This is a genomic window from Phycisphaerae bacterium, from assembly GCA_035384605.1.
GTDB lineage: Bacteria > Planctomycetota > Phycisphaerae > UBA1845 > PWPN01 > JAUCQB01.
On sequence record DAOOIV010000002.1, the window covers coordinates 37836 to 51155 of the forward strand.

11 protein-coding genes are annotated in these 13320 nt (G+C 60.9%); 6 read left to right on the plus strand and 5 right to left on the minus strand.

What is annotated here, in order from left to right; translation table 11 throughout:
- Window positions 1–40: 40 nt before the first annotated feature.
- Together PLL20_00755 and PLL20_00760 are read right to left on the minus strand one after the other, a co-directional pair.
- Window positions 41–1741, minus strand: a complete 1701-nt coding sequence (locus PLL20_00755; GenBank protein HPD28495.1) for a M20/M25/M40 family metallo-hydrolase — start codon at window positions 1739–1741, stop codon at window positions 41–43.
- 24 nt (window positions 1742–1765) lie between these two features.
- A complete protein-coding gene (locus tag PLL20_00760) occupies window positions 1766–2626 on the minus strand; it encodes a DUF547 domain-containing protein (protein ID HPD28496.1) in 861 nt (286 codons plus the stop codon).
- An 813-nt stretch (window positions 2627–3439) separates the two neighbouring features.
- Here PLL20_00760 and rimO point away from each other — a divergent pair.
- The 6 genes from rimO (at window position 3440) to PLL20_00790 (ending at window position 9537) form a co-directional block, all read left to right on the plus strand.
- A complete protein-coding gene (gene rimO, locus PLL20_00765) occupies window positions 3440–4948 on the plus strand; it encodes a 30S ribosomal protein S12 methylthiotransferase RimO (GenBank protein ID HPD28497.1) in 1509 nt (502 codons plus the stop codon).
- Window positions 4938–5549, plus strand: coding sequence for a CDP-diacylglycerol--glycerol-3-phosphate 3-phosphatidyltransferase (gene pgsA, locus PLL20_00770; GenBank protein ID HPD28498.1), 612 nt, complete (start codon window positions 4938–4940; stop codon window positions 5547–5549). The genes rimO and pgsA overlap by 11 nt, the downstream gene beginning before the upstream one ends.
- On the plus strand, window positions 5546–6058 hold the full coding sequence (locus PLL20_00775; protein ID HPD28499.1) for a phosphatidylglycerophosphatase A: 513 nt from the start codon (window positions 5546–5548) through the stop codon (window positions 6056–6058). The genes pgsA and PLL20_00775 overlap by 4 nt, the downstream gene beginning before the upstream one ends.
- A gap of 34 nt (window positions 6059–6092) precedes the next feature.
- Window positions 6093–6926: an undecaprenyl-diphosphate phosphatase gene (locus tag PLL20_00780; protein HPD28500.1), complete on the plus strand. Its 834-nt coding sequence runs from the start codon at window positions 6093–6095 to the stop codon at window positions 6924–6926.
- A 270-nt stretch (window positions 6927–7196) separates the two neighbouring features.
- The gene (locus PLL20_00785) at window positions 7197–7445 is read left to right on the plus strand and encodes a hypothetical protein (protein HPD28501.1); all 249 of its coding nucleotides are present in this window, start codon (window positions 7197–7199) and stop codon (window positions 7443–7445) included.
- 544 nt (window positions 7446–7989) lie between these two features.
- Entirely contained in the window at window positions 7990–9537 is a 1548-nt protein-coding gene (locus PLL20_00790; GenBank protein ID HPD28502.1) for a FapA family protein, read from the plus strand.
- Window positions 9538–9564: 27 nt separating this feature from the next.
- Here PLL20_00790 and PLL20_00795 read toward each other — a convergent pair whose 3' ends face one another.
- The 3 genes from PLL20_00795 to PLL20_00805 all read right to left on the minus strand — a co-directional run bounded on the left by PLL20_00795 (window position 9565) and on the right by PLL20_00805 (window position 12836).
- Window positions 9565–10431, minus strand: a complete 867-nt coding sequence (locus tag PLL20_00795; GenBank protein ID HPD28503.1) for a hypothetical protein — start codon at window positions 10429–10431, stop codon at window positions 9565–9567.
- 416 nt (window positions 10432–10847) lie between these two features.
- Window positions 10848–11861 (minus strand): ATP-grasp domain-containing protein, encoded by a 1014-nt coding sequence (locus PLL20_00800; GenBank protein ID HPD28504.1) that lies wholly within the window; start codon window positions 11859–11861, stop codon window positions 10848–10850.
- 3 nt (window positions 11862–11864) lie between these two features.
- Complete coding sequence (locus tag PLL20_00805) at window positions 11865–12836, minus strand: putative zinc-binding metallopeptidase (protein HPD28505.1); 972 nt, start codon at window positions 12834–12836, stop codon at window positions 11865–11867.
- Window positions 12837–13320: the final 484 nt, after the last annotated feature.

Consider the following 13320-nt stretch of genomic DNA (forward strand, 5'->3'; position numbering starts at 1 on the left):
ACGCCAACGACAGCCCGGCCAAGCGTCGGGCAAGCCCGACCTACATCATCATGCTCCACACAGCCAGCGTGCTGATCGCCAGGGCCTGCTGCATCTCGGCGATATCCACGTATTCGTGATCGCTATGAGCAACATCGAGACGGCCGGCCCCGAAGATGGCCACGGGATACCCCCGAGCATGGTACAACCGGGCGTCGCAACTCGTCCGCCAACCGACGACCTCGACCGGCGGCAACCCGACCGCCTCGCGAGCGGCCAGCAGAGCCCGCATCGGCTCGATGCCTGGGTCGGCCGCGTAGGCATCATTGTGCAGCCGGTCAAAGCTCATTTCGATCATGCTCTCGTCAAAACGGAAACCGCAAGCCGCGCTGCAATCCATCGCCCCTCGCCGCGCCGCCGCCGCCAGTCGAGCTTCGATGTCCTCCATACGATGACAGGGTGTGAACCCCTGCCCACCCTCGAGCACAACCTCGGCCGCCTCCTCATCCGCATCGGCCAGTCGAACGATCACATCCCGCAAAGGGATATCCGCCGAATCGAGAAGACCACGCAACATGTACGCTGCCTTGGTGATCGCGTTGTCGCATTCAGACAAAGCACCCATGTGCCCGCCAACGCCGAAAACATCGATGCGAAACCCAGGCGGCCCTGACTGAGAGACGCATTCAACCGAGAAGTGCTTCTCAAGCATCGGCTTGCCGGTGGCCGCGTCAAGTATGACGGTCTTGTCGCCATGTCTGCGACAATATGCCCTTAGCGAATCCGCCAGGCATCGCTCGATGCTCACCGCAGCCTCTTCTGGACTTGCCTGCGAACCCAGAGCCACCACCACCGCCACATGATCACAGACCGTTCCGGGCGTCCTGCCGTAAGGACCCAGGATGCCCGGGTTCGCCTGAACGTGCTCGAGCCCGAACAGCGGATGGCGCGTCTCCTCCTGGAAGCGACGACCCTCCTCATCCAGCGCCGTGACAACGTACGGAACCATTTTCAACGCGTTGCCCTCGGTGCCGTTGCCGACCGACAACCGGCATCGATAGTACACACACCCCCGGTGGGCACAGTAGGGAACAAGCCCCGTACACTCGTGCACGATCATTGGGCAACCCGAAAACCGCGGGTCCATCGCCAGCGACAGCGAGCCGTTTCCGCCAATCTCCTCGTCAATGACAAACTGGTACACGCGCCCGCGCCGGCCCTGACGCCCCAGATGACGCTGCAACTCGTCCAACAGGCGCATCTGTGCCAGAAGCACCGCTACCTGGGCCTTGTTGTCGCACGCCCCGCGCCCGACGACGCGATGCCCCACCGCTCGCGGTGCCGTCCAGAATGGCACAATGTCCACGTGAGCGTGTTGAACCACCGGTCGTGGGTTCGTACCGGGGTTCCCGTCGAAGATAACCACCAGGTTCGTCCGGCCTGCATAGACCTGTTCAGCCGGCGGCACCCGCCCCCGCCGATCAGCCGCGTATCCCGGCGCGGTGTACGCCGGCTCTGACTCGATCGCGGGGTCGATAGGCGGACGTTCCACTTCCCCGCTGCAATCACGCAAGCCCTCAACTTCTCGCTGAATCAGGTCAAAAAGCTGCTGTTCTCGTGATGCGGTTGAGGCCAAGTCTGAATCGGGCGCCGTGTCCACCGCACACAGACTCAGCAACGTATCACGTAGGTACGTCGCATAACCATCGCTGCCGGCTAGGTGGCTCACGAAGTCAACAGCCGCCGGGTCGAGCTTTGGCATACACCGGTCTCCCCCGTCTTCCCGTCACGGCACAACCTGCAACCGCGGCTGATCCACGGCATTCAGTGTGCCGTCGAACCGGATGGGGCGGAATGAATACCCAACCGCGGCCCGCAGAGCCTGTCTCCGCCTTGGCGAAGCCATGTCCGCAAGCGAGTCAAGCAGCTTGCCTGTCGACGCCCGCCGGCGGCTGCGCCAGTAATCCTCGAAATCATTCCGACGTCGCAGGATGAGTTGCCAGACATAGATCGAATGAGTGGCCGAATCGATTTGCAGGATGCGCGGATCATCCAAAGCCTTCGCCGCCGCCGCCGCCAATTGTTGATCGAGCGCCTCAGCGCGGATCGGCTCCTGACCCAGAAGCGGCGTGCTGACCGCCGCGCGACTCGTTGCAAACAACGTCCGAACGTCATTATCGCTGGCTCGAAGCATCTCCTGCTCGACTTCCGCAAGGGTCACGATTCGCCGATCCACGCGGAAGGTGTATTCCGTCTCCAGCCGTGGCAACGACACGTCGTACACGGATCGGGCGGGGTAGTGCTGCAGGACCACCTTCAACACCATCGCATTGAAAGCATTAACCCAGTAAGCCGTCGCCGCCGCACGCGTGGGAAACTGATCCGGCGTGCTGGCAGGGCCGGTCACGCTCAGCAGCGCGTAGTAACGGTCCAGATCCTCGGGGTGCGCCGCCAACCCGACGTAATCAACAAGGCCGTTTCGCACATAAGCCTGAAGCACGCGGGCCCAATCACGGTCGGAGTACCGGTAGGGCCGCTCCAACAGTGCTGTCTCCGGACGAATGTCCGGTTGCGTGCAGCCGACGATCGCGGCCAGCCAGACGACCGCGACCCATCTGCAACCCGGCTCCCTTGTCGATAGTCTCACGCTTGGGACACTCCAACGAACACGACCACCGTATTCTATCAGGCAACGACACGCCGTCGAGTGGTATCACGATGCGCCCATCTTCCGGGGTACATGACAGTCTGGGCGGGCATGCCGACCGGTCCAGGTTGGGCGATCAACCCCGTTCAGCGGGTTTGCCCGCCAAAACGGGCTTGATGGGGTAACACCGTGAAGGAGGAATCGGCCGACCGTGAACCGGTCGTAAAACGACCGACCTGTTTGCCCTTCGGGAAAGACCGCTACAGCGGTCTGCTTTCGGCTTGCGTTCACGACAACCGGGTCAGCCGCCAGGAGTGCCGCCGCTTCTGTCACGGGCCCCATCTTCCAGGCCCCGTGACACGTCGCCAGTGTGTGCCACCGGTAGCTTGCCTGCCCGTGTCCCTCGCGCACGCGGGCAAGTCGCCCGTGGTGCTTGCGAAATGACCTGCCGAATACCAAGAATCCCGTTCCGCCCACGCCACCACAACCGGCGACCGCGCCAGGACATCATCGCACCCGAAGACCGCCTCGCCAGTTTCAGCGCAAAAAAACCCGAGGCCGTGCCGTCCAGCCGGGGTGAACCAGACGGACTTTGGGGGGTGCCTCGGGTACGATCATGTTAACCGGCTCCGCCCACCGCCTGCAAGCCCCGTCAGTGAGACCGCCGCAGCGACAGTACCTGAGTCTTGGCACCACAAAAAACGCCGGGCCGGTAAGCGTCGGCCTTTTCCACCAGCCCCTTGACAGATATGCTGTGGGCATCGATCAAGAGGTCGCGCGAGTCGCAGCCGCGTTCTTGCTTGAGGGCCGTTTGTGACTGAGCCAACAACAGTTGCTCTTGTCTCGCTGGGATGCGTCAAGAACCTGGTGGATTCTGAGAAGATCCTCGGCCAATTGGCGGAACGAGGGGCCGTCATAGCCGCCGACCCGGCCGACGCCGACATTATTGTGATCAACACCTGCGGTTTCCTCCAAGCCGCGCGGGCCGAAGGCCACAAAGTCATCGCCGAGATGCTGCGTTACAGACGGTCCGGCCGTTGCCGCCGCATCGTGGTGGTCGGCTGCCTGGTCCAGCGCGACGGGCACGCGCTGCTGGACGCCTTCCCCGAAATCGACGCCCTCGTCAGCGTCCACCGCCGAGACGACGTCCCTGACGCGGTACTGGCCGGAACGACCAAACCGGCAGCGCCCCCGTCACAACCCCGGCGCAGGTCGGGTGCCAAGGCCGGCCATCGCCGCCAGGCCGATCTCTACCTGGGCGCGTACCACCCCCACGTTGCATTGGATACCGCTCGCCTCCGCCTGACGCCCCGCCACTATGCGTACCTGCGGATCAGCGAGGGCTGCAACCAGAAGTGCAGCTTCTGCAACATCCCGGCCATCCGTGGCCCGATGCGATCAAAACCCCCTCAAGTCGTCCTTGCCGAAGCCCGGGAACTGATCTCCGACGGTGCGGCGGAACTCAACATCATCGGCCAGGACACCACCGCTTACGGAAAAGATCTCCACTACCGGCCGGGTCTGGCCGGCTTGCTTCGGCAACTCGATAAACTCGACGGGCTGCGATGGATTCGCCTGCTCTACGCTTACCCCACGGCTTTCACCGACGACATGATCGACGCCGTTGCAGAATGCTCCAAGGTGGTCAAATACGTCGACCTGCCTTTGCAGCACATCAACGATCGCATCCTCAAGGCCATGCGCCGCCGGGTAACGCGAGCTCAGATAGAGGCGCTTCTCGACAAGCTTCGCCGTCGCGTCCCCGATGTCGCCATCCGCACAACCCTCATTGCGGGTTTTCCAGGCGAGACCGAAGAGGAATTCGACGAGTTGATCCACTTTGTCAGGCAGATGCGTTTTGCGGCCGTGGGGGTGTTCGCCTATTCTCAAGAGCCGGATACCCCGGCCGGCCGATTCGAAGCACAACTCCCCGAAAAAGTCAAACAGCAGCGCGTTGAAGTAATCATGAAAACTCAGCAGGAGATCGCCTTCGCCCACGCCGCCGGCCTCAAAGGCCACGTGCTCGAAGTCCTCGTGGATGAGAAGGCCGCCAGAGGCCGGTACATCGCCCGCCATGCGGGTCAGGCACCCGATGTCGATGCGGTCACCTATGTCCTGTCCGACAAAGTCCACCCCGGCCGGTTTGTTCAGGTCCGTTGCGAAGCCTCGGAGGGTTACGATTTGATTGCCCGCCCTGTCGACGATATCCTGCCGAACCGAAAGACCGGAAGAACAAGCCGACGTGAGGCGGGACGATCCAGGCCCACGCTGGAAAGCCTGTTGGATCCCGTCGGAAACACCACGAAAAACCATGAAGATTAACCTCCCAAATCAGATCACCATCGGCCGGCTGCTGCTGGCAATCGTCTTTTTTATTTGCCTCGAACAATACGACGCTAAGGCCCCCAAGGCCTGGCTTATGGATTTCTCCCTGGCTCTCTTCGTCGTCGCCGCCTTGACCGACGTGATTGATGGCTACTTGGCCCGCAAGCATAATCAGGTGACGTCCTTTGGTCGTCTGATCGATCCGTTCGTGGACAAGATCCTCGTTCTCGGAGCCTATATCTTTCTGGCCGGCGACGGCTTCATCGACTCCGCCGGCCGAAAAGTCACCGATGTCGCCATGTGGATGGTAGTCGTCATCCTCGGACGCGAACTGTTGGTGACCAGCCTCCGCGGCGTGACCGAGGCCGCTGGAACGTCCTTCGGCGCAAATATCCACGGCAAAGCCAAAATGTTCCTGCAGTCCGTGACCGTCGGGTGGATTCTGGTTACCGTCGGCCATCCACAATCACTGGCGTTCGCCGTCGGCCTCCGAGCGCCGCTCATCTACCTGACGGTCATCATCACCGTGCTCTCCGGCTTCTCCTATCTCCACGCCGCCCGCCATCTGCTCTCCGAGACGTCGAGGCCGACCACATGATGCGTAAATGGGCGGTAACCGGGCTGGGGCTTGGCTTTGCCCCGCTGGCCCCAGGCACTTTCGGGTCTGCCGGAGCAATCCTGGCGGGCACGGCCGCATGGACGATCTGCCACAAGTCCGCGACCGACCCGGCTGTTCTCAACGTCATCTGGGTACTGCTGACATTGCTGGCCGGCATCGGCTGCGTCGCTTGGGGCCCCTGGGCCATCGATTATTTCGCCGCCAGATCCCGCAAACCCGGCGACCCGGGACCCGTGGTCATCGACGAGTTCGCCGGACAATGGATCTCGCTCGTCGCGTTGCCCATGGGTAGCCTCCGCCAGGCACTGACGGTGCTGGCCGTCCAGTTCTTTCTCTTTCGCCTCTTTGACGTCATCAAGCCGCCGCCGGCCCGACGACTGGAAAGGCTGCCCGCAGGTTGGGGCATTCTGCTCGACGACTTGGCCGCCGGCATCTACGCCAACATCGTCGGGCAGGTCATCTTCAGGTACTTTAGTCTATGGAGCTGAGCTTCCGGCCACCGGAGGCTCTAGAGAAACTGGCATGAACGACATTCTTCGAGCCGTCATCCTCGGCGTCGTCCAGGGCTTGACCGAATTCCTGCCCGTCTCCAGCACAGGGCACATGATCCTGACGATGCCGCTCTTGGGTATCCATGCAAGCGACCCGGATTTCCATTTCTGGAACGGGGCATTCGACATCTTCATCCAACTCGGCTCGATCCTGGCCGTCTTGATCTACTGCTGGCGCCGGCTCTGCCGACTGACATTCAATCCCTCCCACACGCCCTGGTACGAACATTTCTCCGTCAAGCTGCTCATAGCTTTCCTGCCGGCCATCGTCGTTGGATACCTCGCGCATCACTTCATAGAAGAGAAACTCAAGGTTCCTTCTGTCGTCGCCTGCGCCCTCATCGTGGGGGGAATTCTCATACTTGTCATTCAGAAGGCAATCAAAACACCGTCGATCAACGATGCCGGCGCTGTCTCGCTGCCGCGGGCCGCCATCATCGGGCTGATCCAGTGCCTGTCTCTGATTCCGGGTACTTCTCGTTCGGGCGCCACGATCATGGGTGCCCTGAGTGTGGGCATGGCTCCGGCCGCAGCGGCAGAGTTCTCCTTCTTCCTCGCTATCCCCACCATGTTCGCCGCTGGGTTGTTCTCTCTCTACAAGCATCGGCACGAGATCAGCAGTGACCAACTCATGCCGTTGGCCGTCGGCTTTGCGGTCTCATTTGTCGTCGCTTGGGCTGTGGTGGCGGCTTTCATGCGCTTCATCCAGACACACAGGTTTACCATGTTCGCCATCTACCGGATCGCGCTCGGTGTCATCGTCTTGGCGTGGGTACTCGGCCGATCCTCAATCGGCTCGCCATAACATCAGTGACCGGCCGAAGTTGCGACATCGCCAATACCTGACACCCATTTCTATTCACAGGCGAACCAACCAGCCTTAACGCTTTGACCGCAAAGCCGCCGATACTTCTAGAGCCGGCTTATAGCCTGTCTCAGTGGGCTGTGTCGGCTGCGCGGGACAGGCTTCCGGCCTGTCGATAGGCTCCTGGTTTTCACGCCACCGCATGCGAGTATGGTTAGCCGCGGCCCAAGGCCGCTGGGGCAAGCCGCCCCTTAATTGGAGTCTTGTCACATGGTATCCTCTCTCGGAACGCCGTTCAGTCAGGCCATGTCAGCCTTCACGGATGAGCAGATCGCTTCGCTGGCAAGAACCTACGGCAGCGCCATCCATCCGGTCTGGATCACCGACTTCCAAGACCGTTGCGTGTATCGCAATATCCCGGCCACCCGGGACAAACACCCCATGAACGGTGCCCTCGCCTTCGACATCCTGGACCACAACGGAAGAGTAATTGGCAGGCTCAAGACCATCGTCAGATAATCTTTTGCTGCCGCCCCTTTACCGGGCTCATCTATTCGGACGCATCTCCCAGAGCTGCCGGTTCCGGCTCGGTTGGCTGCCAGTGCGGCCGTCGGCCAACGGCAAACCCCAGCCTCAAGCCCCCCCTTGTCCCAACCGATAGACGGAAACGGGACAAACCGACTTATGTCTCCCTGTTGAAGGGCGGTTCGCCGGCACAATTGAAGTGTGAGTACCGCTTCTTCATGTAAGCGGCCTCCAACATGTTTGCACCGTGAGGTGTCCGGCGTGCTCGACCGCCTGCGGGCAGGCAGACGGCGGTTGACCGGGGTCTGGACGTCCGCCCCGCGGATGAAAGGCCGTACCCGACTGATCGGCGAGGCTCGCGGGACGTGCAGAACCTTGGTGTGCCTGCGTATGCTATAGTGAGTAAACGACTGTGAAATGGAGACGGACAAGACATACTTCGGAGATTGCGTGCTTGAGCCCATGATTGCTGCGTTCGCAAAGGCGTTCAGACTCATCGCCGACACGGACGCCCCCGGGTAGGCCCGCAAGAACGTCAATGCCGGAAATCGCGCAGAACCATCCCCACATTGTCGTATCCAAGGACAAACTGCGCGTTGAAATCGACCTCAGGAAAACCGCCCTCGAGGACGTCAAACCCGATCGCGTCAAGGAAACGCTCGAAAAACTGGGCGTCTGCATTACCGATGAAGGGGCCGCCCGCATTCAGGACGTCGCCAAGCTGGCCGCCGAGGCCAAGCGGAACAAGCAGGATACCCTGGTCCTCTTCTCGGGTAAGAAACCGGTCGCGGGCCAACCCGCCGCGTTCAAGCCGGTCGAAGACCGCCAACAAGCCGGCTCCGAAAAGTCCGGCGATGCCTCATTCGACAACCGCAGTTGCAGAATTCACACCGTCAAGAGCGGTGAGGTAATCGGCGAATACGTTCCCGAGACCCCGCCCCAGCCGGGCATGGACGTCTACGGCAAGCCCATTCCCGGCGCGCCTTCCCTCTTGCGTTTTGAACTCGGCGCCAACGTCAAACTGGCGGACGACGGCAAGACCGTCTACGCCACCTCCAATGGCATGGTCCGGGTCACCCGGCAGGGAGTCTCCGTCGTTGAACAGGTCAAAGTCGATGGCGACGTCGATCTCAAGAGCGGAAACGTCGACGCCCCCTCTGATGTCCTGATCACCGGCAACGTCGTGGAAACCTTCCTCGTCCGATCCCCCAAAAGCATAACCATCAAGGGAATGGTCGAAGCAGCCAACGTCGAGGCCGGAAGCCACGTCATCATCGCCGGCGGAGTCGCCGGAAAAAGCAAGGCCCTCATTCGCGCCGGTGGTGAGCTGCAGGTCAAGTTCCTGGAAGAGGCCGCGATCGAGGCGACCGGCGACGTCATCGTCACCAAGGAAGTCATGAACTGCCGCATCCGGACAATGGGCAGACTCCTGGTCCCCAGGGGCCCGATCATTGGCGGCTCCGTCTATGCCCGCCAGGGCGTCGAAGTCCTGGCCCTCGGAAATGATGTCGATGTTCCTACGCAGGTCGCCGTTGGTGTCTTCCCCCCCGCACTCCTCGAAGTTGCCAAGATGAGTGACATTATTAAGAAAAAACGCGAGGCGGCAACCAAGGTTCGGAATACCGTTCAGCCTCTGCTCGCCCAACTGAAGCGCCTTAATCCCCAGCAAAGAGAGAAAGCAACAGAGCTGATGTACGAGGCCGACCGGCTCGAAGAGGAAGCCAACGCGCTCAATGCGAAGAAGGATGAGATCCTGCGCCCCTTCATTCCCTCGGGCGATCGCGAGGTCTCCATCCTGGTAAACAGAATGGTCAATTGCAGAGTAAGCATCGTCTTCGGTGACAAGGTCGCCACGATCCTCAAACCCCGCCGGGGTCCGGTCAAGTTCGTGAGTCGAGTCGTGGATCGCGTCGAGTCGATCCTCATGGTGGACGCGGTTTCGGGTAGCACGCAGATTCTACCCAGCCAGCCTTACGAGCCGGAACCGTCAGCAACCGAGGCTGACACGAAATCACCCGGTAACAACGAGAATGAGCCCGCCGCCTCCCAAAAAGCGACAAGACCCGTCGCCCCGGCTCAACCATAGTCCCGGCCGATACCGGCGCGCCAGGCCTCAAGACTTCATCGCAAATAGGCATCGCAGCCGCTTAAGCAGCTTCTTCTGCGTGGAATCCTTCGTGTCCAGGAAATTGCCCCAATACAGAATGCTCGAACGCCGGGCGTCATGCCGCACGCGCGCAAGCAGCTTTTCGATCCGTTTGACGCATTCCTTCATCACCTCGCCGCCCTTGCCTACCCCCGTGTTGATGACGACGACGTCCGACTCGACGAGAGCGTGATACTCGGGCTGAAGCTGAATACGCGACGCGATCTCAACGCCCAGCGGCGAGTTGAGAAAGCCGCGAATCTGCGATTCGGCAATCTCAAGCCGTTCGACCGCAACCTGGCAAGGATCTATGACAACCGGCTCATGGTGCGACACCCCAACGCCGTCGTCAAAACCGGCCGCATTGAACAAACCGAAAATCTCTGATGCAAACGCTGCCGTGTCCTGCATCACCTGCTGCAGCGCTTGGGTCGCCTCACGCGTATCCCGAAACACTTGGTGAACGTCCGTTGGCGGCGACATCACAAAAACGCGGTAGTCGTAAGGGTATGCATGCCGAAGCGGCGGATCTCCGTCAGCCTCTATGATCGCGAATCCGTATCGGTCGATCTTGCGAACCTCTCGGAGCCCGTCAGGCAAAGTCTCAAACACGCGCTCGGGAGTGTAGCCGACCATAAAACAGGAAGCCCAACCCGTCGCGAAGCCATCGTTGGCCGGGTCAAGAGGTATGATCGCATTGGTGTATCCGTCGGCCGATCGGCGCGTCCGAAGGTAGTGCGCTGGCCGGTCCAGCACTTGACTGGCTATAAGACGGGCCAATGTGCTCTTTCCGCCTCCGCGCGGACCGCTGATCAACAGAGTCTCCACCGGCATGTCGTGTTATCCCAACGGACCACTCTTGAAAAACGTGGATCCCAAGAGAAAGGGCCCGATACTCATTCTATTCACGAGATTATCGATTCTCCACCGCCGAAAGATTAAGTTCACGTCCCTATTGACTTGGCCGGCCTTTTCAAAGCCGAGACTCCGATTCGCCGAGCCGACCGGGCTTGCCCTGCAGAGGCCCCTGGCAAAACCGCAACGGAGCGGCCCCTTTTATGGCGTCACCGCTTGGCAGTCCGGCCGATCCCCTGGGCTTTCACCTCCGTAAGCGCCACCCGATCCCTGCTCGCCCCACGATCGCCCGTAGTCTATTGCCCCATATGAGCTTAACTGGATCCAACGGCCGGCCTCAAGGCCGCCATCCGCACGAGCCGGCAACCTGCCTCACCCCGTTCGATGGCGCCAATCTACCTCGCTCGACTGAAACCCAGATTCATGATCCGCTGAACGAGCCGCTCATAAGAAATGCCCACCGCCCTGGCTGATTCGGCGAAGTCCTCCCCTCGTGCCAACTGGGGGTTCGGATTCGCCTCCAATACATACACCTGCCCGTCCGCCGTCATCCGCATGTCGATCCGCGCGTAACCCTTGAGCCCCAGGTTGCGGTAGATGCGCTTACACAGCCTCAAAATCCCCTTGACCACTTCGGGCGCGAGATCCTTGGCTTCCGAAGTCTCCACTCCAAGCTTCTTCTGGTATTCCAGGTCGAACTTCACCTTTGCCGTCGCGATCAGCGGGACGCCGTTCCCGGCCTTCGTGAACTTGAGCTCCCAGATCGGAAACACCTCCAGCCGCCGATTGCCCAGCACACTCACGTAAAACTCCCGCCCTTCAATGTACTGCTCGGCAATCGCGTCCGTGCCGATCCGCTCGTGGATGAAAGCCACCCGTTCTCTGAGCTTCTCGTCATCGTCGACGATCGAGGCCTGCGCAATGCCCAACGACGCCTCTTCAATCAGCGATTTCACGAACAACGGAAACTTGAGGCGACTCGGCCGCTTGACAGCCTTACGCCTCGGAAAAACCGCAAAGGCCGGTACCCGGATGCGATGGTAACTCAGGATCTTCTTCGACAGCCCCTTGTCTCGGGCCAGGATCAGACCTCGCGGCGAACAGCCGGTATACGGCAGCTTGAGCAGCTCAAGGTAGCTCACCACGTTATGATCCATCACCGCCTCGCCGTCGAATTCCTCAAGCAGATTGAAGACAATGTGCGGCTTCCACTCCTCGATCGTCTTGCCCAGGACGCTCAGATCGCTCTGAATGCCCAGCGACCGCACCTCATGTCCCAACGACCGGCACGCCGCGATGACGTCGTATTCCGTCTTGAACGGTGCAACCTCAGCCTCGGTCAGCCCCTCGATGCTGTCGGGGGGAACCAGATCCTTGTGCATGATGGCCAGAACGCGCTTCTTCCTCATGGCTCACATGATCAGCAATCGCCGGCGGCCGCTGTGAATGTAGTTCATCGTCTCAACCGTCAGCAGAATGGCAAAATCCATCTTCACCTGCTCGCCCGGACCCTGCACGTACAAATTCAGCTCCTGGCACCGCGCGATCATCTCTCGCATGACCAGATCCAACGTGTACTGGTACTCCCGCGTCCACCGCGACACGATCCGCCGGACCTCGGCACGATGGCGGCGAATAAACGAAGCCGCCGACTCACGCCGCGGGTGGTCGCCCGTTCCACAGAAGAGCCTGCGAAGGTCCCGATCGTAAAAGGCCGGCAGCCCTTCTCCGTAACGGGCCCGCTTCTGTTCGTAGTGCTCGCGCAGCGTCTTGCGAATCCTCGACAAAGGCTCGATAACCTTCCGACTCGTGACCACGGGAGGCTTCCCCGCAATCTCCCGCATCAACTCGTCGACATACTCCAGCTTCTTGAGCGCCGGCCAGCCCTGGTACCTCTTTCGCCACCATGCCTTCGGCCGAAGCCAGACGGCAAAGGTCTCGGCAAAATCCTCGTCCGGATGACTCTGCGCATACCAGTGATCGAGATGCAGCACGTACCGCTTGCTGTTCGGCTTGGGAACGTAACGCTCCGGATACGGCTGCGATGATTTGCCGAAAAGCTGCTGCCAGCGTCGACGACGATGCAGCAGATAAGCATGGTCGATCGCGTGACCCACCTCATGGCGAAGAATCCGCATGCACCACTTGTAAGTGCCCCCCTCGGCCTCGAGCATCTGGCTTCGCTCGAGCCGCGCCAGCCTCGGGTGAGCCAGATAGAAGGGAATAGCCGCGCCCGGAATCCCGTCCGGAGTGAACCACTCCTCACCCAGCCAGAAGTGAGGCCGAAAACGAATCTGCCGCTGCTCCAATTCCTGGTGGATTCGCTCGATGCAACGCTTGATCGGCCTCCGCGACAGACTCACCCCAAGGTCACATAACCGCATGTCCAGGAGCCGATCCTCGGGATAGTTGCTCCACACGTGCGGCGGAATCGGCCCGGGCTTGTTCCCACGCTTGCGCTTCGAGAAACCTGATTGCGGCACCATCGTTCGATTTGTCCCGACTTGCGGCACGGCCGGTATCAACGGGAACCATCGACAACCACGCCGCCCGCTGACCAGATATATCGGTCCTCCATCAAAGGATCGTAACACCCCGTCCCCCAACGTGCGAATCAGCAGCGCAATTCACTGATCGGCCGGTAAACTTCCGCTCATCCGGACGCAACGGCTCGCGGCTTGTTCGCCACGGCACAACCGACGCACCGGAGAACGGTCCCCCCGCCGGCCGGCCTTACACAACCGGCGCCTTTCCGTCCGTCGACGCCGTTTTCAGTACTGCCCGAAGCATTCTTCCATGGCGCATAAAAATGGGAAGTACCACGCCGTGGCGAGGGGTACTTCCCACATGGTGTTGTCGTTCTTCCGT